We start from the raw sequence: 21,733 nt of genomic DNA on the forward strand, positions 1-21,733 counted from the left end.
GCACGGCGCCCCGGTCCGTTCACGGCGTGGACCGGGGCGGTGCGGCTCAGGCGGGAACGGTGGCGCCGAGGGCGAAGTCGAAATTCCCCACCCCGTGGCGGGCGAGGCCCATCACGACCAGGCCCGTTCCTTCCAGCCAGTGCGCCATGTGCAACTCGCCGACGTCCAGCGGGCGCAGCCCGAGGCTCCCGACGAACTCCGCAACGCCCGCCTTGGCGCGCGCGTCGTCGCCGGCGATGAAGACGTCGAGCGGCCGGCCCTGGGTCAGGACAACACCGAAGATGGTGTTGAACGCCTTCACCACGCTCGCGCTGGCCGGGGCGGCCTTGGCAACTTCCTGCGCGATCGAGGTGTCATCGGGGATGGCCAGCCCATCCGCCGCGGCGTTGAAGGGGTTGCTGATGTCGACGATGACCTTGCCCGCGAGGGCTTCTCCGTACTGGGCGACGACCGGAACGACATTGGCGTACAACAGGGCCACGATGACGATGTCCCCGGCCGGGACGGCGCCGAACTCTCCCGTCGTGGCGCCGCCGCCGAGGGCCTTGGCCAGGTCGGCGGCCTTGGACTCGTCGCGGCCGGTGATCTCGACGGTGTTGCCGCCTGCTACTGCCAGCGCGCCGATGGCGCGGGCCATGTTCCCGGTGCCGATGATGCTGATGCTGCCCATAAGGTGTCCATCCTGATTATCGAAGAAAAGGTTGATGTGTCTACCTTATGCCCAGTTTTGGTGATGCGTCAACCAATTGGGTAACATTGGGGCTGATGGAACCGAACTGGCTGGACCCTCGTGAAGACCGCGCCTGGCGGGCCTTTCAGCACGCGCATCATCAGCTCGACGTGCACCTGAACCGGGGTCTGCAGGAATTGGGCCTGTCGGGGGCCGACTACCAGATCCTGGCGGTGCTCTCGGAGCACGAACGGGACCGCATGCCTGCCCGCGCCCTGTGCAACGCACTGGGCTGGGAGAAAAGCCGTGTCTCCCACCAGGTGCGACGCATGGAGAAGGGCGGGCTGATCTGCCGCGAGCCGAACCCCGACGACGCCCGGAGCACCATGGTCTGCCTGCTGCCGGCCGGCCGCGCCGCGATCGAGAAGGCGGCACCCAAGCACGTCGAGGACGTCCGCCGGAACTTCATCGGATTGCTGACGCCGGCTGAGCTCGACATGCTCGCCGCCCTCAACGAACGAGTCCTGCACCACCTGGCCACAGACGGCGGCTCCCCCGCGGAAGACGAGCCCTCATAGGTGAGATGCAGCGTTACGGGTGGGCGGTTACCGAGTCCGGCGGCCGCTGCGCGCCGGGCATCGCTCGGTGAATGCGAATAAACCGGGAAATGCGCCCCGATCTGCTCAAACTTTGTGGAGCTAAGGGGAATCGAACCCCTGACCTACTCGATGCGAACGAGTCGCGCTACCAACTGCGCCATAGCCCCTGACCGCTAGCAGGCTACCAGCCGCGGCACCCACGGCCGAAACGCCAGCGCTATTCGCCGACAGCGCGCGGCAAGTCCCGGGGCCAACCGTAGGTCCGCATCGCCATCGCGTAGTCCAGGTGCTCGAAGACCGGGTCCTCGTCGTCGATCTCCAGCACCACCGCGCCCGGGCGGCGCAGGCGGGAGGGGACCACGTCGTAGTCGCGGTCGTAGGCGTTCTCGACGCCGAGGCGCGCCCGCGCCATCCGCTGCATCCGGCGGCGGCGCACCTTCTCCTCGATGCGCGTCTGGCGCCGCAGATAACCCAGGTACAGCAGGGTGATGCCGATCGCGCTGCCGCACACCCACCAGGCGCTCGGCGAGATCTTGAACGCCGCGGTGGCCGAGCCGACCAGGACGAACGCCATCGCCATCAAGACCTTCTTGCGGAAGGCGTACTTGCGGGCACTGACCGCGGCGGCGGTCTTGGCGTCGAAGCGGCGCCGCCGCGCGGCGTTGCGCGGGATCGGCGCCGGCGCCTCCTCGTCGGCGTCGTCGCTGTCGGCGGCAGGTTCCAATCCGGAGGAGTCCTCGACGTACTCGTAGCGGTCGTCGTCGTGCTTGGCGACAGCCTCGGTGTCGGCGTCGTCATCCTCGGCGGCCTCGGCGGGTTCTTCATCGGAGTCCTCGCCCGCGGAAGCGCTGGCCCCCACCGGAAGTGCCGCCGAATCCTCGACGACATCGACGTCGAGGTAGTCGGGCTCGTCCGCCTCGGCGGGCTCGGTCATGGCCATCTTCATCACCACCGGGCGCCGGCGGCTCAGCTCGTCGGTGTCGGCGTCGTCGTCCGGTTCCCGGTCGCGGTCTTCGTTCTCGGAGAGGTCGTGCTCGTCGTCGAGGTCGGTGTCGGCCGAGTCTTCCGGCGGCTGCCAGTCGGGGTCGCTGCGGTGGCCGGCGGCCGGACCGCTGCGCTTGACCAGCCGGGAGTTGGCCCCGCCGTTGAGGACTCGGGTCGCCAGCGCCACGTCGCTGGTGCGGCGCACCGCGTCTCGTTTGCTGACCAGCATCGGCACCAAGACGAACAGCCACAGCACCACGAGCGATATCCACAACAACGACTGCGGGATGCTTGGCATGACGACCTGCTCTCTTTGGTTCTCGTCCCCCGCGAAGCCCATCGGTGGCCACCGCGGCCGGGTCATGACGACCAGGACAATTACACACCTGTAATTTGCCTCTCACAAGCACCATGAGTCACTCGTGTCGCGCTAGTCCCAAACTGGTAAGGATTGGATCTCCCCCGGCGCGCCACCGCGGCGCCTATTTAATCGGCGGCGGTCATACCCAGCTCGCGTTACCGGCGCGGACCAGCGCCGATGCCACCGACCCGGTGACCTCTTCGACGGTGATGGCCATCAGCAGGTGATCGCGCCACGCCTTGTCGACTTCGAGGTAGCGCTGCAACACGCCCTCCTGGCGAAACCCCACCTTCGCCAGCACGGCCCGGCTCGCGGCATTTTCCGGGCGCACGGTCGCCTCCACCCGGTGCAACATCACCGGTCCGAAGCAGTGATCGAGGCCGAGGGCCAAGGCCGCGGTCGCCACTCCGCCGCCGGTGGCCGACCGCGGCACCCAGTAGCCGATCCATGCCGAGCGCAGCGCGCCGTGCGTGACGTTGCCGACGGTGAGCTGGCCGCAGAACCGGCCATCGAGCTCGATGACGTAGGGCAGCATCCGGCCCTGGCGTGCCTCCGCCCGCAGGCCGGAACACAGCGCCGGCCACGCGGCCACGGCATGCCGGGCCGTCCAGTCGCCCTCGGCGCTGGGCTCCCACGGTTCCAGGTGCGCACGATCGGCCAGCCGGATCCGGCTCCACTGTGCGCCGTCGCGCAGCCGCACCGCTCGCAGCCGGACCACGCCGGCCGGAACCCGCAGCGGCCCAACGCTCATGGGCCAGCCCGGATGACGAGAAGTGGAGCGCAACAGGTTCACCGTGGACGCAGTCGTTCCGCTCAGCCGCGCTGGGCCAGGAAAGCGACGTCGACGATCTCGCCGGTGCGAATCTGCTCGGCGCCGGTGGGCACCACCACCAGACAGTTGGCTTCGGCGAGGGTGGCCAGCAGGTGCGACGCGCCCGGGGCTCCGCCGAGTGCCTGCACCAGATATTCCCCGCTCTCCTGGTCGCGCATCAGCTGGCCGCGCAGGTAACCCTTGCGCCCGGCCACCGACGTGATCGGCGACAGTGTGCGAGCCTGCACGATGCGGCGCATCGGCTGGCGCTTGCCCAGCGACAGCCGGATCAGCGGGCGGACCATCACCTCGAAGACCACCAACGCGCTCACCGGGTTGGCCGGCAACAAAAACGTCGGAACGCCCTCGCGGCCCAGCTGCCCGAAGCCCTGAACGGAGCCGGGATGCATCGCGACCCGGACGACCTCGAGCTCGCCGAGCTCGGAGAGCACCGAGCGCACCGCTTCGGCCGCGGCGCCCCCGACCGCGCCGGCGACGACGATGACCTCGGCGCGATTGATCTGGCCCTCGACGATGTCGCGGAGCTCCCTGGGGCCGCCGCCGACGATGCCGACGCGGTTGACCTCGGCGCCGGCATCGCGGGCCGCCGCCGCCAGCGCATAGGAGTTGACGTCGTAGACCTGCCCGTTTCCCGGGGTGCGCGAGATGTCGACCAGTTCGCCGCCCAGCGCCATGATCGTGACCCGCGGCCGCGGATGGACCAGCACGCGTTCGCGACCGACCGCGGCGAGCAGCCCGACCTGGGCAGCGCCGATGACCGTTCCGGCGCGCACCGCGACGTCACCGGGTTGGACGTCGTCGCCGGCGCGCCGCACATAGGCACCCGACGGCGCTCCCCGGTAGATCCGCACGCGCGACGTTCCGCCGTCGGTCCACCGCATCGGCAGGACCGCGTCGGACAGCGTGGGCAGCGGGGCTCCGGTTTGCACGCGGACGGCCTGGCGTGGCTGCAAGCGGCTGGGCGTGCGCGAACCGGCCTCGACGGTTCCCATCACCGGCAGCACCAACCCGTCGCGCGCGTCGTTCTCGGGTGAGTCGTCGAGCGGCTCGGGGAGACTGTCGTTGCCGACCTCGCCGACGCCGAGGACGTCGACGCTGCGCACCGCATAGCCGTCGATCGCGGCCTGATCGAAACCGGGCATCGGGCGTTCGGTCACCACCTCCTCGGCGCACATCAGTCCCTGCGCCTCGGCGATCGCCACACGTATGGGCCGCGGGGCCACCGCGGCAGCCGTGATCCGGGCCTGCTGCTCTTCCACAGAACGCACAGCGCGCCTCTCTGCCCTCAATGCCTGACAGGCGGCGGCCCGCCGGCCGGGTTACCGCCGGGCTACTGCTCGGCCAGGCCCAATCGCGCCACCAACCATTGCCGCAATTCCGGGCCGTAGTCGTCACGATCCAATGCAAAGTCAACCGCAGCCTTGAGGTAGCCGCCAGGATTTCCCAAGTCGTGTCGAGATCCGCGGTGCACGACCACATGCACCGGGTGGCCCTCCGAGATCAGCAGCGCGATCCCGTCGGTGAGTTGCACTTCGCCGCCCGCCCCGCGCTCGGTGCGGCGCAGCGCGTCAAAGATGGCGCGGTCGAGCACGTATCGGCCCGCCGCGGCGAACAGCGACGGCGCGTCCTCGGCCTTCGGCTTCTCGACCATGCTCTTGACCCGGAGCACGTCGGGGTTGTCGTCGTCGGGCACGGGCTCGACGTCGAAAACCCCGTAGGCGCTGATCTCTTCGGGGGTGACCTCGATGGCGCACAACACGGTGCCGCCGTGGTGGGCCCGCACCTTCGACATCGTCCCCAGCACACCGGTCGGCAGGACCAGGTCGTCGGGCAGCAGCACCGCGATCGCGTCCTCGTCGTCGGACAGCCGCGATTCCACGCACCCGATCGCGTGGCCCAGCCCCAACGGTTCGCTCTGCACGACGGACTCGACCTTGATCAGTCGCGAGGCGCGGCGGACCTTGTCGAGCATCGCGGTTTTGCCGCGCTCCTCCAGCGTGCTTTCCAGCACCAGGTCTTCGACGAAATGCGCGACGACACCGTCCTTGCCCTCGGAGGTGATGATCACCAGGCGTTCGGCGCCGGCTTCGGCCGCCTCGGCGGCGACCAGCTCTATGCCCGGGGTATCGACGACCGGCAGCAGTTCCTTGGGGACCGTTTTGGTCGCCGGCAAGAAGCGGGTACCGAGACCGGCGGCGGGCACAACAGCCGTGCGTGGCACCACCACGTTTGGGCATGACATCGTTCACACGATAACCCGCATCCTCTTTGCCGAGTCGATGTGGCGCGGGCAAAGTCCTGGCTGTCATGGTTGTCGCATGGCAACCACGGGCAAGGCCGCGTTGCGCGAACAGCTACTCGCGGCCCGGCGCCGCGTTGCCGACGACGTTAGGGCCGCCGAGGCGGACTTGCTGCGGCAGAGGCTGGAAGCCCCGGAAAGCATTGTGACCGGCGACAGCACGGTCTGTGCCTACGTGCCGGTGGGTACCGAGCCGGGGTCGATCGAGCTGCTGGACATGTTGCTGTGCCGCGCCGGGCGGGTGCTGCTGCCGGTCGCGCGTACCACCGCCGACAACACGCCCTTGCCGTTGTCCTGGGGTGAATACCGGCCCGGCACCCTGACCACCGGACGGTGGGGATTGCTCGAGCCGCCGCAGCCGTGGCTGCCGGCATCGGCCCTGGCGGAGGCCGCCCTGGTGCTGGTGCCGGCGCTGGCCGTCGACCGCGGCGGGGTGCGGTTGGGCCGGGGCCGGGGCTTCTACGACCGCTCGCTGGGCGGCCGCGACCCCCGGGCGCCGCTGGTCGCGCTCGTCCGCGACGCGGAACTTCTCGACGAGATCCCGGCCGGTCCGCACGACGTCCCCATGACCCATGCGCTCACTCCGCAGCGAGGACTGATCGCCCTCGATTCGCGCTGACACGTCGGGAATGAGACATGTCACGTGGCGGTTCTAGCACTTGAGACGCTAGAGTGCTAGCCAGGTTTGCAATCATCCGGAGGTTTTCGTGCCGACTTACAGCTATCAGTGCACCGAGTGCGACGATCGCTTCGACATCGTGCAGGCCTTCACCGACGATGCGCTGACCACGTGCAAACGCTGCTCCGGTCGGCTGCGCAAGCGCTTCAACTCCGTCGGAGTGGTGTTCAAGGGCAGCGGGTTCTACCGCACCGACAGCCGCGAGTCCGGCAAGAAGTCGGCGGCCTCCACCAATGGCTCGTCGTCGAGCGACTCGGGATCGAGCTCGGGTTCCAGCGACAAGTCCGGTTCCAGTGACAAGTCCAGCTCGAGCGAGAAGTCGAGCAGCACCTCCACAGCGTCCACCGCCGCCGCCACCAGCTGAGGTTATCCACACGGGCGTTGCTGACCGGCGACCCGCGCGCCGCGTTGCGCCTACCGTTGCGGCGTGGGCGAATCATCGCTGAACCCAAGCGTATTGAGCCGGCTGTCGCTGTGGTTGCGACCGGACTGGACGCGCACCGTGCTGGCGCGCCGTGTCGCGGCGGGCGTGCTGGTCGTGCTGGCCGGAATCGCGACTCTGCGTTCCAATCCCGCCGGTGACTACGCGCAGGTGGTGGTCGCCGATCACGACCTGCGGCCCGGCGCCGCGTTGACCGCCACCGACGTTCGACTCGAAAAGCGTTTGGCTGCAACGGTTCCCGACGGGGCACGCGCCGACGTGGGCGCGGTGGTGGGTTCGACGCTGGCCGGCCCGGCCAGGCGCGGCGAGGTGCTCACCGACGTCCGGCTACTGGGCAGCCGGCTGGCCGATGCCGCGCTCGGGGCGAAGGCGGGACCGGGGGCCCGCATCGTGCCGCTGCATCTGTCGGACGGTGCCTTGATCGACCTGGTCCGGGTCGGGGACGTCGTCGATGTGCTGGCCGCACCGGCGGCGACGGGCGGGCCGGAAACCGCCCACGCCGCCCCCAAGGTGGTGGCCACCGACGCCGTCGTTGTCCTCGTGTCGGCCAAGGAAAAACTCCAGGCCGCCGATGGCGACCGCGTGGTGTTGGTTGCGTTGCCGGCCCGTGTGGCCAACACGGTGGCGGGCTCGGCGCTGGGTCAATCGGTCACGCTCACCCTGCACTGAGCGCGTCGCCCCACCCTCGCATCCGTATTCGCTGGATCAGGCGGCCGTCTGGAGGCTGGCACAGTATTTGCACTTGCGCGCGGCCTCCGGGATGTCGGACTTGCACTCCGCGCATGCCTTGGTGGCCGGCTCCTCCCCGAACACGGTGACGCCGCGGCGGGCCTGGATGTGCTTGTACGGCACCACGATCATGAAGTACACGGCCGTCATGAAGACGACGAAGTAGATGATCGCCGAGATGAACGATCCGATGTCGAGGAAGGTCGCCTTGTTGCCCGCATCGCCGAGCTGCCAACCCAATCCGAGTTTCGTACCGGGCTGCACGGCGGCGACCAGCGGGTTGATCACGCTGTCGGTGAAGGCCTTGACGAGGTTGGAGAAGGCCAAGGCTACGACCAGACCGATGGCCACGGTGATCACGTCACCGCGCATCACGAAACTCTTGAATCCCTTTATCATGCGCACACCTCCCGTAGCGCCAACAATCAGGGCAGCGCGCTGCCGCCCGGAGAAAACGCTATGCCAGGTTGTGCGCTATCACACATTTCCCGAACGATTAGTCACCAAAGGTTGACCGCGTCGTGATGTCTTTACCTGGGAGCCGCTGCTCAACGGTGGTGTGGGGGCACGTTCTCCCGCAACCACTGCTCGTGCTCGTACGCGTCGGAATCGAGCCCGTCCGTTGACTCCTGGGTTCGTGAAACCAATTCGGCCTCGACACCGGAAGGTCTTGTCACCGCCGAACCCCAGGACCGCGAATCAGATCTCGAGGCTCGACAGCTGCCCAATGATCTGGGCCGCCAACGGATTCAGCGTCGCCATTCCGTCGCGCACCGCATAGCGGGAGCCGGCCAGGTTGACCACCAACGTACTGCCGGAGACCCCGGCCAGACCGCGGGACAAACCGGCATCGATGATGCCCGCGGACAGCCCCGAGCCGCGGATGGCCTCTGCGATACCAAGGATTTCGCGATCCAGGATCTCGCGGGTGGCCTCCGGGGTGACGTCGCGAGGGGTGACACCCGTCCCGCCGACCGAGACGACCAGGTCCACCCCGCCGATCACGGCGGTGTTCAGGGCATTGCGGATCTCGACCTCGTCGGCGGAGACCGCGACCACGCCGTCGACGACGAAACCCGCCTCGGTCAGCAGCTCGGTGACCAACGGGCCGCTATGGTCCTCGTCACCGTGCGCGGTGCGATCGTCGACCACCACGACCAGAGCCCGGCCAACTACCAACTCCGCCCCCGTTTCCATGGGTGCAACCGTATATCCGAGGTCCGACAGCCCGGTCGCCGAGGGTTCGTCCACTCTCACTACTGGTCCGCCTTCCCGAGAGTCACCGGCAAAGTCCGGCTGCCGCCGCCGGCGGGGTCGGAGAACGTCAGCGAGATCTTGTCGCCGGGCGCCCTGGACCGCACCGCGGCCACCAGCGCGTCGGCGCTGTTGATCGGGCGGTCGTCGACCTTGGTGACGACCACGTTCTTCGGCACTCCCGCGGCCGCGGCCGCGCCGCCCGCGACGACGTCGACGACTTTGGCGCCCGGGGTGCCCTTGTCGCTGGTCACCTGGACGCCGAGCGAGGCGTGCGACGCCTTGCCCGTGGCGATCAGCTCGTCGGCGATGCGCTTGGCCTGATCGACCGGTATCGCGAAGCCCAGGCCGATCGAGCCGCTCTGGGCGTCCGGCGACTCACCGCCCAGCGTGGCGATGGCCGAGTTGACGCCGACCAGCTGGCCGCTCATGTTGACCAACGCGCCGCCGGAGTTACCGGGGTTGATCGCGGCATCGGTCTGGATCGCGTCCAGCACGGTGTTCTGGTTGCCCGACTCACCGGTCGTGGACACCGGCCGGTTCAGCGCGCTGACGATCCCGGTGGTCACCGTGCCCGACAGGCCCAGCGGCGACCCGATCGCCACCACCGGCTGACCGACGTGTAGGTCCGACGAGGAGCCCAGCGAGATGGGCGTGAGCCCGGACATGCCCTGCACGCGAATCACGGCGATGTCGCTGGTGGGGTCGGTGCCGACCACCGTGAACGGGGCGGTGCGACCGTCAGAGAAGGTCACCGTGGTTTTCGGCGTCGGGCCGCCGGGCCCACCGGGAGGCAGCGGGGCCCCGGGAGGCCCCGCGGGAGCCTTGGGCGGTCCCGCCGCGGCGGCGACCACGTGGTTGTTGGTCAGAATCAGCCCGTCGGTCGACAGGACGATGCCGGAGCCTTCTTCGGACTGTCTCCCGATGTCGGTCTCGAGCATCACGACGCTGGGCACGACCTTGGTGGCCACCTGTTCGACGCTGCCCGGTGGCATGTTCGCGGCCGGGACGCTGGGCGCCGCACCCACGATGCGCCCGCCGCCGTTGCCCGACGCGTGGTCGCCAAGCTCGATGGCCGTTGCCGCCGCGCCGCCGATACCGGCCGACACCACCGCGATGGCCAACGCCCCGACCGTCAAAAGCCCTGCGCGAGAACGCTTTCGCGGTTCCGGCGCGGCCGGCATTCCGGGCAGCATGCCGGGAATCTGGCCCGTGCCGGGGATCCGGCCGGGGCCGGTGTTGCCATACGGGTCATAGGGCGGACGGAACTGGGTCGTCTGCGACGGGTGCGACCGATAACGCCAGTCAAACTGCTGGTTGTACGGCTGCTGTTGCCCCTGGGCATAGCCTGAGGACCCCGCATGGCTCGGGACGGACGCAGTCTGATTCGGCGCGGGAGGGTATCCCGGCTGCTGCGGCGGTGGCGAATACCTCGGGTCATTCGTCATGTCGCTAAGTCGCTCTTCCTCTATCTCAATGTTTCGGCAAGTCGACGGCTGGGTTTAACAGTAGCCGCAGACCTACCTTGCCCGCGCGGACTGAGAGTCCACTGAGATAACGTTCGCCGATTCCCGAGAGTTCGCCTCGTCGCCGGCCACCGGCACACCTGCGTCGGACGCTGCGTCTACCTGGCCGGCTTCCGGCTCGGATGCGGAGTATGTCGTGGGTGGCAGCGGCCGCCCCGGCAACAGCACATAGAAGGAGGTACCCGGGGGCTGGCCGCCCGGGACGGTGTCCTCGACGCGCAGCAGTCCGCCATGGTTGAGCACGACCTTCTTGACGATCGCCAGCCCGAGCCCGGAGCCGGGCATGGCGCGCGCCGACGTCGAGCGATAGAAGCGTTCGAACACCAGTCGCCGCTCTTGCGGTGGAATGCCGGGGCCGTGGTCGGCGACCACCAGCTCCGCGTGCGACGGGTCGAGTTGTCGCATGGTGACGCCGACATGGCCACCGGGCGGGCTCCACTTGGCCGCGTTGTCCAACAGGTTCAGCACCGCACGCGATAACCCGGCGGCGTCGCCGTACATCTGCCACGGCGTCACGTCGACGTCGAAGTGAATGTCGTTGCGGCGCCGCCTGACTCGCTCCAGGCTGCGGTCGACCACATCGGACATGTCGACCGGCTCGTGCACCACCTGGCCGGCGTCGTCGCGGGTGAGGTCCACCAAATCGCCTACCAGCGTTGACAATTCCTCGATCTGCGCGAGCACGTCGGCGCGCAGGTCGACCATCTCTTGTTCGGGCAGCCGCGGCGCTCCCGGTTCCATCGACGCCATCAGCAACTCGACGTTGGTCCGCAGCGACGTCAGCGGGGTGCGCAGTTCATGTCCGGCGTCGGTGACCAGCCGCGCCTGGCGCTCCCGCGACTCGGCCAGCGCGCGCAGCATCAGGTTGAACGACTCGGTGAGCCGGGCCAATTCGTCGCTGCCGAACACCGGGATGGGTCGCAGGTCATCGGTGCGCGCCACGCGTTCGGCTGCCTCGGTCAGGCGGCCCACCGGGCGCAGGCCGGCCCGGGTGACCATGCCGCCCGCCACCGCGGCGACCGCCACCCCGACGCCGCCGACGATCAGCAGCACCCAGCGCAGTTTGTTCATCACCGCCTCGGTCGGCTTGAGGCTCTTGGAGATCAGCAACGAGGTGCCGTTCTGCAGGTGGACGGCGAGGATGCGCTGATCGCCGGCGGTACGCCGCGACATGAACAGGTCGCCGTGGATGACCGCCTTCTCCGGCGCGCCGACCGGCAGGGTCTGACCCGGTTGCTGGGCGGTGTAGATCGCATGGCCCGGGTTCACCAGGATCGCGTTGACGTCCGAATAGGCGGTGCCTTCAATGGCTTTGCCGGGGTCCGCGGCGAGTGAACCGCTGGCGATCAGCAGCTGCGCCCGAGATTGCAGTTGATTGTCGATGTCGCTGTACAGCGCGGCCGAGATCACGGCGTAGACGGCGAACGCCATCAGCACCACGACCATGGCGACCATCGACATCGCCAGCAGCATGACCCGCCACCGCAACGACAGCGACGGGGTGGCGCGCAGCGGTGGGCGCATGGGTGGGCGCTGAGGCCGGGGGAACTTGATCATCGTGGGGATTGCGTCGTCACGGTGGCGTCTCCCGAAGGACGTAACCCACCCCGCGCACCGTGTGGATCAGCCGGGGCTCACCGTCGGCCTCGGTTTTGCGGCGCAGATAGCCCACGTAGACCTCCAGCGCGTTGCCCGAGGTGGGGAAGTCGAATCCCCAAACCTCCTCGAGGATGCGGCTGCGGGTGAGCACGCGGCGCGGATTGGCGATCAGCATTTCGAGCAACGCGAATTCGGTGCGCGTCAGGCTGATCCGGCGCTCCCCGCGGGCGACCTCGCGGGTCACCGGGTCCAGGGTGAGGTCGGAGAACTTCATCGCCACCGATTCGGCGTCGTCCTCCGGCTTGGTCCGGCGCAGCAACGCGCGCATCCGGGCCAACAGTTCTTCCAGAGCGAACGGCTTCGGCAGATAGTCGTCGGCGCCGGCGTCCAGCCCGGCGACGCGCTCGGAGACCGAATCGCGGGCGGTGAGCACCAGGATCGGCAAGTCGTCGCCGGTGCTGCGGAGCTGGCGGCACACCTCCAGGCCATCCAACCGCGGCATCATCACATCCAGGACGAGTGCGTCGGGCCGATCGCTGGCGATCAGTTCGAGAGCTTCGACCCCGTCATGGGCCAACTCGACCGAGTAGCCATTGAAGGACAACGACCTACGCAGCGACTCGCGCACGGCGCGATCGTCGTCGACGACCAGTATTCGCACGGCCCCTAGTTTCGTCCCACCGCCTGAGACTGACCTGAGAGGCGCGCCGGTGAGGCGTTCAGCGGGCTGCCGCCATCAGGTCAGCGGCGGTCGAGGTCGATCAGACCGAGGCGCGCGGCCTTGAGCAGCCTGCGCGGCACCTTGTGCCGCTGACCTGCGACCGTGACACCGACGAGTTCGGTCTTCTCGGCCTTCCACTGCGCGCGCCGGCTACGGGTGTTCGCGCGCGACATTCTGCGCTTGGGTACGGCCATGGTCGGGCCTAACTCCTCAATGTGGCTTGCGGTTCGGCATGTCGCGCGGCGTGGCCGGGGGGCCGAACGGGCGACGATCGCGTATCAGGATAGTCGCTGGTCCGCTCGTCGCCAAAACGGACGCCGCCGCGCGCTCGCGCACCGCCGTGCGGGCACGGCCCTGGCGCACCCGCCCCGAAGTGGGATCCTTGACGTGACACCCGCGGTACCCGATAACCTACCGGTTGGTTGGTTGGGTCTCACCGGTGAATCCCTGAATGGAGGACGGGCATGGCCTCTGCTTCCGGCGCTTCCGTCCGGATCGCGAACTGCTCCGGGTTCTACGGCGACCGGCTGTCGGCCATGCGCGAAATGCTCACCGGCGGCGAGGTCGACTACCTCACCGGCGACTACCTGGCCGAACTCACGATGCTGATCCTGGGCCGGGATCGGATGAAGCACCCCGAGCGCGGCTACGCCAAGACCTTTTTGACGCAGCTCGAAGACTGCCTGGGCGAGGCCCGCGACCGCGGTGTGCGCATCGTCGCCAACGCCGGCGGCCTCAATCCGGCCGGCCTGGCCGACGCGATCCGCGCGCTGACCGAGCGCCTGGGCATCGACGCCCGGATCGCCCACGTGGAAGGCGACGACCTGTTGCCGCGCGCCGCGGAACTGGGACTCGGCAGCCCGCTCACGGCGAACGCCTACCTGGGTGCCTGGGGCATCGTCGACTGCCTGGGCGGCGGCGCCGACGTCGTCGTCACCGGCCGGGTCACCGACGCCTCGGTGATCGTCGGGGCGGCCGCCGCGCATTTCGGATGGGATCGCAGCGAGTACGACCGGCTCGCCGGCGCCGTCGTCGCCGGCCACGTCATCGAATGCGGGGTCCAGGCCACCGGCGGCAACTACTCGTTCTTCACCGAGATCGCCGACCTGACCCACGCCGGCTTCCCCCTCGCCGAGGTCTACGCCGACGGATCCTCGGTGATCACCAAACACCCGGGCACCGGCGGCTTGGTCAGCGTCGACACCGTCACCGCCCAGCTGCTCTATGAGATCACCGGGGCGCGCTACGCCAACCCCGATGTCACCGCCCGGATGGACACCGTCGAGCTCGCGTCCGACGGCCCCGACCGAGTGCGCATCAGCGGCGTGCGCGGCGAAGCCCCGCCACCCACCTACAAGGTGTCGCTGAACAGCATCGGCGGGTTCCGCAATTCGATGACCTTCGTGCTCACCGGCCTCGACATCGAGGCCAAGGCCGAGTTGGTGCGCCGGCAGCTCGACGCCGCGCTCACCGTCAAGCCCGCCGAACTCGAGTGGACCCTGGCCCGCACCGACCACGCCGACGCCGACACCGAAGAAGCCGCCAGCGCACTGCTGCACTGCGTGGTGCGCGACCCCGACCCCGCCAACGTCGGACGCCAATTCTCTTCGGCCGCCGTAGAATTGGCGCTCGCCAGCTACCCGGGATTCCACGTCACTGCCCCGCCGGGCGACGGCCAGGTCTACGGCGTGTTCACCCCTGGCTACGTCGACGCCGACGAGGTGCCGCACGTCGCGGTGCACGCCGACGGGACGCGCATCGACATCCCCTGCGCCACCGACACTTTGGTGTTGGCTACGGCCGATGCCCCGCCGCTGCCCGAGCCGCTTCCGGATGGCCCGGTGCGCAGGGCGCCGCTGGGCCGCATCGCCGGTGCCCGCAGCGGCGACAAGGGCGGCTCCGCCAACGTCGGGGTCTGGGTGCGCACCGACGAGCAATGGCGATGGCTGGCCCACACGTTGACCGTCGAACGACTCAAGGAGCTGCTGCCCGAAGCGGCGGACTTCGATGTCACCCGCCACCTGTTGCCGAATCTGCGGGCGGTCAACTTCGTCATCGACGGCATCCTCGGCCAGGGCGTCGCCTACCAGGCCCGCTTCGATCCTCAAGCCAAGGGGTTGGGCGAATGGCTGCGCGGTCGCCACCTCGACATCCCGGAGAGTCTGTTGTCATGAACCTTTGGACCACGCCCGAGCGCGAGCAGCTGCGAAAGACGGTGCGCTCCTTCGCAGAACGCGAGATCTTGCCCCATGTCGACGAGTGGGAGCGCAGCGGCGAGCTGCCGCGCGAATTACACCGCAGCGCCGGAGCCGCCGGGTTGCTGGGCGCGGGCTTCCCCGAATCGGTCGGCGGCGGGGGCGGCGACGGCGCCGACGCCGTGATCATCTGCGAAGAGATGCATCAGGCCGGAGCCCCCGGGGGCGTCTTCGCGTCGCTGTTCACCTGCGGCATCGCGGTGCCGCACATGATCGCCTCCGGCGATGCCCGGCTGATCGAGGAGTTCGTGCGCCCGACGCTGGCCGGCGAGAAGATCGGTTCGCTGGCCATCACCGAGCCCGGCGGCGGTTCCGACGTCGGGCACCTGCGGACCTCCGCTGAGCGCGACGGTGATCACTACATCGTCAACGGCGCCAAGACCTACATCACCTCCGGGGTGCGCGCCGACTACGTGGTCACGGCGGCCCGCACCGGAGGCCCTGGCGCGGCGGGGGTTTCGTTGCTAGTCGTCGAAAAGGGGACTCCCGGCTTCGAAGTGACCCGCAAGCTGGACAAGATGGGCTGGCGGTCCTCGGACACCGCCGAGCTTTCCTACACCGACGTTCGGGTGCCGGTGGCGAACCTGGTCGGCGCCGAGAACAGCGGTTTCGCCCAGATCGCGCAGGCCTTCGTCGCCGAGCGCATCGGCCTTGCCGCGCAGGCGTATTCGAGCGCGCAGCGCTGCCTGGACCTGACGGTGCAATGGTGCCGCGACCGTGAGACGTTCGGTCGCCCGTTGATCTCGCGGCAGTCGGTGCAGAACACGCTGGCCGAGATGGCCCGCCGCATCGACGTTGCCCGTGTCTATTCGCGCAGCGTGGTGGAACGCCAGCTCGCCGGCGAGACGAATCTGATTCCGCAGGTGTGTTTCGCCAAGAACACCGCCGTCGAGGCGGGCGAATGGGTCGCCAATCAGGCCGTCCAGCTGTTCGGTGGGATGGGCTATATGGCCGAATCCGAGGTCGAGCGCCAATACCGGGATATGAGGATCCTGGGCATCGGCGGCGGCACCACCGAAATCCTGACCGCACTGTCCGCCAAACTCCTGGGATTCCAATCATGATCACACCGCGTCCTTGTCATCGCGTCGCTCTGCATCGTCGGCGGTGGTCATGACCGCGCTGCAGTCCACGCTCAACCGCGACGACGCCGTGTTCACCGAGGCGGCGTCGGCGGCGATGACGAAACTCGACGAGATCGACGCCGAGCTGGCCAATGCGCTCGCGGGCGGCGGGCCCAAATACGTTGAGCGCCACCACGGCCGCGGCAAGCTGACCGCGCGCGAACGCATCGAGTTGCTCGTCGACGCGGACTCGCCGTTTTTGGAGCTGAGCCCCCTGGCGGCCTGGGGCAGCGCGTTCAAGGTCGGCGCCAGCACCGTCACCGGCATCGGCGTGGTGGAAGGCGTCGAATGCATGATCGTCGCCAACGACCCGACGGTCAAAGGCGGCACCAGCAACCCGTGGACCCTCAAGAAGATCCTGCGGGCCAACCAGATCGCCTTCGAGAACCGGCTTCCGGTCATCTCGCTCGTGGAATCCGGCGGCGCGGACCTGCCCACCCAGAAGGAGATCTTCATCCCCGGCGGGCGGATGTTCCGCGACCTCACCCGGCTCTCGGCGGCCGGAATCCCCACCATCGCATTGGTATTCGGCAACTCCACCGCGGGCGGTGCCTACGTCCCCGGCATGTCCGATCACGTGGTGATGATCAAGGAACGCTCCAAGGTGTTCCTCGCCGGTCCCCCGCTGGTGAAGATGGCCACCGGCGAGGAATCCGACGATGAATCGCTGGGCGGCGCCGAAATGCACGCCCGCGTCTCGGGTTTGGCCGACTACTTCGCCGTCGACGAACTCGACGCGATCCGCATCGGCCGCCGCGTCGTCGCCCGGTTGAATTGGGTCAAGCAGGGCCCGAAACCCAAACCGATCAGCGAGCCACTGTTCGACACCGAGGAGCTCATCGGCATCGTTCCCGCGGATCTGCGGATCCCGTTCGACCCCCGCGAAGTGATCGCCCGGATCGTCGACGGGTCCGAATTCGACGAATTCAAGCCGCTGTACGGGTCCTCGCTGGTGACCGGCTGGGCCCAGTTGCACGGCTATCCGATCGGGATCCTGGCCAACGCGCGCGGGGTGCTCTTCAGCGAGGAGTCGCAAAAGGCCACGCAGTTCATCCAGTTGGCCAACCGGTCCGACACGCCGCTGCTGTTTTTGCACAACACCACCGGCTACATGGTGGGCAAGGACTACGAGGAGGGCGGGATGATCAAGCACGGCTCGATGATGATCAACGCCGTGTCCAATTCGACGGTCCCGCACATCTCGCTGTTGATCGGCGCCTCCTACGGCGCGGGCCACTACGGCATGTGCGGCCGCGCCTACGATCCGCGCTTCCTGTTCGCCTGGCCGACGTCGAAGTCCGCGGTGATGGGCGGCGCCCAGCTCTCGGGCGTGCTGTCGATCGTGGCCCGCGCGGCCGCGGAAGCCCGCGGCCAACAGGTCGACGAGGAGGCCGACGCGGCGATGCGGGCCGCGGTCGAGGGCCAGATCGAGGCGGAGTCGCTGCCGCTGGTGTTGTCCGGGATGCTTTACGACGACGGGGTGATCGACCCGCGCGATACCCGCACCGTGCTGGGAATCTGTTTGTCCGCCATCGCCAATGGCCCGATCAAGGGGACGTCGAACTTCGGCGTCTTCCGGATGTGAGCCCCATGGGAATCACGCGAGTTCTAGTTGCCAACCGCGGCGAGATCGCGCGCCGGGTGTTCGCCACGTGCCGACGGCTCGGCCTGGGTACCGTCGCGGTCTACACCGACCCGGACGCCGGCGCGCCACACGTCGCCGAGGCCGACGCCCGGGTGCGGCTGCCCAAGACCAACGACTACCTCAACGCCGAGGCCATCATCGCCGCGGCCCGCGCGGCCGGTGCGGACGCCATCCACCCGGGTTACGGGTTCCTTTCGGAGAACGCCGATTTCGCGGCAGCCGTCCAGGACGCCGGACTGATCTGGGTCGGGCCGCCGGTGGACGCGGTGCGCGCGATGGGCTCCAAGATCGAGTCGAAGAAGATGATGGCCGCCGCGGGCGTGCCCGTCCTCGACGAGCTCGATCCCGACACCGTCACCGAGGCGCAGCTGCCTGTGCTGGTCAAGGCCTCCGCGGGCGGTGGCGGACGCGGGATGCGGGTGGTGCGCGAATTGACCGCCCTGCCGGGCGAAGTCGAGGCGGCGCGCCGCGAAGCGCAGTCCGCCTTCGGCGATCCGACGGTGTTCTGCGAACGCTACCTGCCGACCGGTCACCACATCGAGGTTCAGGTCATGGCCGACACCCACGGCGCGGTGTGGGCGGTCGGGGAACGCGAATGTTCCATTCAGCGTCGCCACCAGAAGATCATCGAGGAGGCTCCCGCACCGCTGGTGGAGCGCACGCCGGGCATGCGCGCCAAGCTGTTCGACGCGGCCCGGCTGGCGGCCGGTGCGATCGGCTACACCGGTGCCGGGACGGTGGAGTTCCTGGCCGACGACGACGGCGAGTTCTATTTCCTGGAAATGAACACCCGGCTGCAGGTCGAGCACCCGGTCACAGAAGAGACGACGGGGCTGGATCTGGTCGAGCTGCAGCTCGCGGTGGCCGACGGCGCCCGCCTGGACGCCGAACCTCCGGCCGCCCAGGGTCATTCGATCGAGGCCCGGCTCTACGCCGAGGACCCGGCGCGCGGGTGGCAGCCGCAGGCCGGTGTGGTGCGCGCGTTCGAGGTGCCGTCGGTGCGCGCCGAGTTCGGCTCGCTGGGACGACGGACCGGCATCCGGCTGGATTCGGGGATCGTCGACGGGTCCACGGTGTCCATCCACTACGACCCGATGCTGGCCAAGGTCATCTCCTACGCCCCGACGCGCCGTCAGGCGGCGCTGGTCCTCGCCGACGCGCTGGCCCGCGCCCGGGTGCACGGGCTGCGCACCAACCGCGACCTGCTGGTGAACGTGCTGCGTCACCCGGCGTTCCTCGACGGCGCCACCGACACAGCGTTTTTCGACACGCACGGCCTGGCGGGGCTAGCGGCGCCGCTGGGCGACGCCGCAGCGGTTCGTCTGTCGGCGATCGCCGCCGCCCTCGCCGACGCCGCGCGCAACCGCGCCCTCGCGCCGGTGCTGGGTGCCATCCCCAGCGGCTGGCGCAACCTGCGGTCGGGCTTCCAGGTCAAGACCTACAGTGACGATGACGGCAACGAACACCGCGTCCAATACCGTTTCGACAGAACCCGGTTGGCCCTCCCCGACGACCCTTCCGTGCAACTGGTGTCGGCCACGGCGAAAGCGGTGGTGCTGAGGACGGACGGCGTGGACCACCACTTCTCGGTGCGACGCTACGACACGGGAGATTCCGACGTTTACGTCGATTCCGCGCGCGGACCCGTGCACCTGATCGCGCTGCCACGGTTCCCCGAGCCCGGTTCGACCGTCGAAAAGGGTTCGCTGGTTGCGCCCATGCCCGGCAACGTCATTCGGCTCGGTGCCACGATCGGCGACACCGTCGCCGCCGGGCAGCCACTGATCTGGTTAGAGGCCATGAAGATGGAACACACCATCACCGCACCGGTCGACGGCGTTCTCGCCGAGCTCAATGTCCAGACCGGTCAGCAAGTCGAAGTGGGCGCCGTGCTGGCACGAGTGGAAGCGCCGCAATCCGAAGGAGATCCCCAGTGACCGACAGCAGCTTCATCGAGAACGAAGAACGCCAGGCCCTGCGCAAGGCGGTAGCCGAGTGGGCGTCCAACTACGGCAGCGAATACTACCTGAAAAAGGCGCGCGCCCACGAGCACACCGACGAATTATGGTCTGAGGCAGGCAAACTCGGCTTCCTCGGGGTGAACCTGCCCGAGGAGTACGGCGGTGGCGGCGCCGGAATGTACGAGCTATCGCTGGTGATGGAGGAAATGGCTGCCGCCGGCAGCGCGCTGCTGCTGATGGTGGTGTCGCCCGCCATCAACGGCACTATCATCAGCAAGTTCGGCACCGAAGAGCAGAAGAAGCGCTGGATCCCCGGCATCGCCGACGGCACCCTGACGATGGCGTTCGCGATCACCGAGCCGGACGCCGGATCTAACTCACACAAGATCACCACCACCGCCCGCCGCGACGGCAGTGACTGGATCCTCAAGGGCCAGAAGGTGTTCATCTCCGGCATCGACCAGGCGCAGGCGGTGCTGGTGGTGGCCCGCACGGAGGAGGCTAAAACGGGCAAGCTGCGCCCCGCGCTGTTCGTGGTGCCCACCGATTCGCCGGGCTTCACCTATACGCCCATCGAAATGGAATTGATCAGCCCCGAACGCCAGTTCCAGGTCTTCCTCGACGACGTCCGGTTGCCCAGCGACGCGCTCGTCGGCGCCGAAGACGCCGCCATCGCGCAGCTTTTCGCCGGCCTGAACCCCGAACGCATCATGGGCGCGGCCAGTTCCGTCGGGATGGGGCGGTTCGCGCTCGACCGGGCCGCCGAGTACGTCAAGACCCGGCAGGTGTGGGGCGCGCCGATCGGCTCGCACCAGGGCCTGTCACATCCCTTGGCGCAGTGCCACATCGAGGTCGAACTCGCCAAGCTGATGATGCAGAAGGCCGCGACGCTGTATGACTCCGGCAACGACATGGGCGCGGCCGAGGCCGCGAACATGGCCAAATACGCTGCGGCCGAAGCGGCTACCCGGTCGGTGGACCAGGCGGTGCAGTCGATGGGCGGCAACGGGCTCACCAAAGAATACGGTGTGGGTGCCATGCTGACCTCGGCCCGGCTGGGCCGCATCGCCCCGGTCAGCCGCGAGATGGTGCTGAACTTCGTCGCGCAGACGTCGCTGGGCCTGCCGCGAAGCTACTGAGATCCTGCCGATGGACACGCTCGTCGAATACGCCGGGCCCGCCGACACGGGCGGGCCGTACGCGCGGCTAACGTTGAACTCACCGCATAACCGCAACGCGCTTTCCACCACACTGGTCGCCCAGTTGCATCAGGGGCTGCGCGACGCCTCGTCGGATCCGGCGGTGCGCGCGGTGGTGCTGGGCCACACCGGTGGCACCTTCTGCGCCGGTGCGGATCTGAGCGAGGCCGGCGGGGGTGAGGCACGTGGCGATCGCGAGGCCGGCGCAGCCGGGCGAAGCGGGTCGCCACCATCGTCATATGACATGGCCGTCGCCCGGGCCCGGGAGATGGCCGCGTTGATGCGGGCCATCGTCGCCTCGCCGCTGCCGGTGATCGCCGCCATCAATGGGCATGTCCGGGCGGGCGGCTTCGGCTTGGTGGGCGCCTGCGACATCGCGGTCGCCGGGCCGCGCAGCACCTTCGCGCTGACCGAGGCCCGCATCGGTGTCGCCCCGGCGATCATCTCGTTGACGCTGCTGCCGAAGCTGTCGCCGCGCGCCGCGGCGCGCTACTACCTGACCGGCGAAAAATTCGACGCCGATGCGGCGGCCGAAATCGGGCTGATCACCATCGCCGCCGAGGACGTCAACGCGGCGGTCGACAAACTCGTCGCCGATGTGGGCCGCGGCTCGCCTCAAGGGCTCGCGGCTTCCAAGGCATTGACCACCGCCGCGGTGCTCGAGGGGTTCGACCGCGATGCCGAACGGCTCGCCGAGGAATCGGCGCGGCTGTTCGTGTCCGACGAGGCCCGCGAAGGCATGTTGGCGTTCCTGCAGAAGCGGCCGCCGAGCTGGACGAGTTAGCCAGATGTCTAAGAGCGGTCCGGTCAAATCGGTCGGCGGTCCCGCCCGCGCCGGTGCAAGGTTGCAGTTT

General features: G+C 68.7%; 21 protein-coding genes and 1 tRNA gene. 10 read left to right on the plus strand and 12 right to left on the minus strand.

Annotated features, from left to right (window positions below):
* Positions 1-46: 46 nt before the first annotated feature.
* Positions 47-670, minus strand: a complete 624-nt coding sequence (locus JF781_RS16760; RefSeq protein WP_225328018.1) for an NADPH-dependent F420 reductase — start codon at positions 668-670, stop codon at positions 47-49.
* A gap of 95 nt (positions 671-765) precedes the next feature.
* Here JF781_RS16760 and JF781_RS16765 point away from each other — a divergent pair, with 95 nt between their 5' ends.
* Entirely contained in the window at positions 766-1,248 is a 483-nt protein-coding gene (locus JF781_RS16765; protein WP_225328017.1) for a MarR family winged helix-turn-helix transcriptional regulator, read from the plus strand.
* Positions 1,249-1,363: 115 nt separating this feature from the next.
* Here the strand turns inward: JF781_RS16765 and JF781_RS16770 are convergent.
* The 5 genes from JF781_RS16770 to JF781_RS16790 all read right to left on the minus strand — a co-directional run bounded on the left by JF781_RS16770 (position 1,364) and on the right by JF781_RS16790 (position 5,688).
* Positions 1,364-1,436 (minus strand) — tRNA-Ala (locus tag JF781_RS16770).
* Between the two features lie 50 nt (positions 1,437-1,486).
* Entirely contained in the window at positions 1,487-2,551 is a 1,065-nt protein-coding gene (glpR, locus tag JF781_RS16775) for a gephyrin-like molybdotransferase receptor GlpR (RefSeq protein ID WP_225328066.1), read from the minus strand.
* Between the two features lie 202 nt (positions 2,552-2,753).
* Positions 2,754-3,407 (minus strand): GNAT family N-acetyltransferase, encoded by a 654-nt coding sequence (locus JF781_RS16780; protein ID WP_225328016.1) that lies wholly within the window; start codon positions 3,405-3,407, stop codon positions 2,754-2,756.
* 20 nt (positions 3,408-3,427) lie between these two features.
* Complete coding sequence (gene glp / locus JF781_RS16785; RefSeq protein WP_225328015.1) at positions 3,428-4,714, minus strand: gephyrin-like molybdotransferase Glp; 1,287 nt, start codon at positions 4,712-4,714, stop codon at positions 3,428-3,430.
* Positions 4,715-4,776: 62 nt separating this feature from the next.
* Positions 4,777-5,688, minus strand: coding sequence for a UTP--glucose-1-phosphate uridylyltransferase (locus JF781_RS16790; RefSeq protein WP_225328014.1), 912 nt, complete (start codon positions 5,686-5,688; stop codon positions 4,777-4,779).
* Positions 5,689-5,764: 76 nt separating this feature from the next.
* Here JF781_RS16790 and JF781_RS16795 point away from each other — a divergent pair, with 76 nt between their 5' ends.
* The 3 genes from JF781_RS16795 (at position 5,765) to JF781_RS16805 (ending at position 7,535) form a co-directional block, all read left to right on the plus strand.
* The gene (locus tag JF781_RS16795) at positions 5,765-6,364 is read left to right on the plus strand and encodes a 5-formyltetrahydrofolate cyclo-ligase (RefSeq protein ID WP_225328013.1); all 600 of its coding nucleotides are present in this window, start codon (positions 5,765-5,767) and stop codon (positions 6,362-6,364) included.
* An 88-nt stretch (positions 6,365-6,452) separates the two neighbouring features.
* Positions 6,453-6,788 carry an FmdB family zinc ribbon protein gene (locus JF781_RS16800; RefSeq protein ID WP_225328012.1) on the plus strand — a complete coding sequence of 112 codons (336 nt, stop codon included), beginning with the start codon at positions 6,453-6,455 and terminating at the stop codon, positions 6,786-6,788.
* A gap of 63 nt (positions 6,789-6,851) precedes the next feature.
* A complete protein-coding gene (locus tag JF781_RS16805) occupies positions 6,852-7,535 on the plus strand; it encodes an SAF domain-containing protein (protein ID WP_225328011.1) in 684 nt (227 codons plus the stop codon).
* A gap of 36 nt (positions 7,536-7,571) precedes the next feature.
* On the opposite strand, the gene JF781_RS16810 is transcribed toward JF781_RS16805, so the two are convergent.
* The 6 genes from JF781_RS16810 to rpmF form a co-directional block, all read right to left on the minus strand.
* A complete protein-coding gene (locus JF781_RS16810; protein WP_225328010.1) occupies positions 7,572-7,994 on the minus strand; it encodes an MscL family protein in 423 nt (140 codons plus the stop codon).
* 300 nt (positions 7,995-8,294) lie between these two features.
* Complete coding sequence (locus JF781_RS16815; protein ID WP_225328009.1) at positions 8,295-8,792, minus strand: molybdenum cofactor biosynthesis protein B; 498 nt, start codon at positions 8,790-8,792, stop codon at positions 8,295-8,297.
* A gap of 59 nt (positions 8,793-8,851) precedes the next feature.
* Entirely contained in the window at positions 8,852-10,297 is a 1,446-nt protein-coding gene (locus JF781_RS16820) for a S1C family serine protease (protein WP_225328008.1), read from the minus strand.
* Between the two features lie 72 nt (positions 10,298-10,369).
* Positions 10,370-11,932: a HAMP domain-containing sensor histidine kinase gene (locus JF781_RS16825; RefSeq protein WP_225328007.1), complete on the minus strand. Its 1,563-nt coding sequence runs from the start codon at positions 11,930-11,932 to the stop codon at positions 10,370-10,372.
* 16 nt (positions 11,933-11,948) lie between these two features.
* Positions 11,949-12,635: a two-component system response regulator MprA gene (mprA, locus tag JF781_RS16830; RefSeq protein WP_225328006.1), complete on the minus strand. Its 687-nt coding sequence runs from the start codon at positions 12,633-12,635 to the stop codon at positions 11,949-11,951.
* A gap of 80 nt (positions 12,636-12,715) precedes the next feature.
* Positions 12,716-12,889, minus strand: a complete 174-nt coding sequence (rpmF, locus tag JF781_RS16835) for a 50S ribosomal protein L32 (protein WP_003872812.1) — start codon at positions 12,887-12,889, stop codon at positions 12,716-12,718.
* A gap of 270 nt (positions 12,890-13,159) precedes the next feature.
* On the opposite strand from rpmF, the gene JF781_RS16840 reads away from it, so the two are divergent.
* Genes JF781_RS16840 through JF781_RS16865 form a run of 6 tightly spaced genes read left to right on the plus strand, consistent with a single transcriptional unit; the run spans position 13,160 to position 21,663 of the window.
* Positions 13,160-14,869: an acyclic terpene utilization AtuA family protein gene (locus tag JF781_RS16840; RefSeq protein ID WP_225328005.1), complete on the plus strand. Its 1,710-nt coding sequence runs from the start codon at positions 13,160-13,162 to the stop codon at positions 14,867-14,869.
* Positions 14,866-16,014 carry an acyl-CoA dehydrogenase family protein gene (locus JF781_RS16845; protein WP_225328004.1) on the plus strand — a complete coding sequence of 383 codons (1,149 nt, stop codon included), beginning with the start codon at positions 14,866-14,868 and terminating at the stop codon, positions 16,012-16,014. Before JF781_RS16840 ends, JF781_RS16845 begins: the two co-directional genes overlap by 4 nt.
* Before the next feature lie 49 nt (positions 16,015-16,063).
* Positions 16,064-17,659 carry an acyl-CoA carboxylase subunit beta gene (locus JF781_RS16850; protein WP_225328003.1) on the plus strand — a complete coding sequence of 532 codons (1,596 nt, stop codon included), beginning with the start codon at positions 16,064-16,066 and terminating at the stop codon, positions 17,657-17,659.
* A 5-nt stretch (positions 17,660-17,664) separates the two neighbouring features.
* The gene (locus JF781_RS16855; protein WP_225328002.1) at positions 17,665-19,656 is read left to right on the plus strand and encodes a biotin carboxylase N-terminal domain-containing protein; all 1,992 of its coding nucleotides are present in this window, start codon (positions 17,665-17,667) and stop codon (positions 19,654-19,656) included.
* The gene (locus JF781_RS16860) at positions 19,653-20,819 is read left to right on the plus strand and encodes an acyl-CoA dehydrogenase family protein (protein ID WP_225328001.1); all 1,167 of its coding nucleotides are present in this window, start codon (positions 19,653-19,655) and stop codon (positions 20,817-20,819) included. The genes JF781_RS16855 and JF781_RS16860 overlap by 4 nt, the downstream gene beginning before the upstream one ends.
* Before the next feature lie 10 nt (positions 20,820-20,829).
* Positions 20,830-21,663 (plus strand): enoyl-CoA hydratase family protein, encoded by an 834-nt coding sequence (locus JF781_RS16865; RefSeq protein WP_225328000.1) that lies wholly within the window; start codon positions 20,830-20,832, stop codon positions 21,661-21,663.
* The last annotated feature ends 70 nt before the right edge of the window (positions 21,664-21,733 follow it).

Origin of the sequence: Mycobacterium sp. WUMAC-067, assembly GCF_020217485.1 — a bacterium.
Classification (GTDB): Bacteria; Actinomycetota; Actinomycetes; order Mycobacteriales; family Mycobacteriaceae; genus Mycobacterium.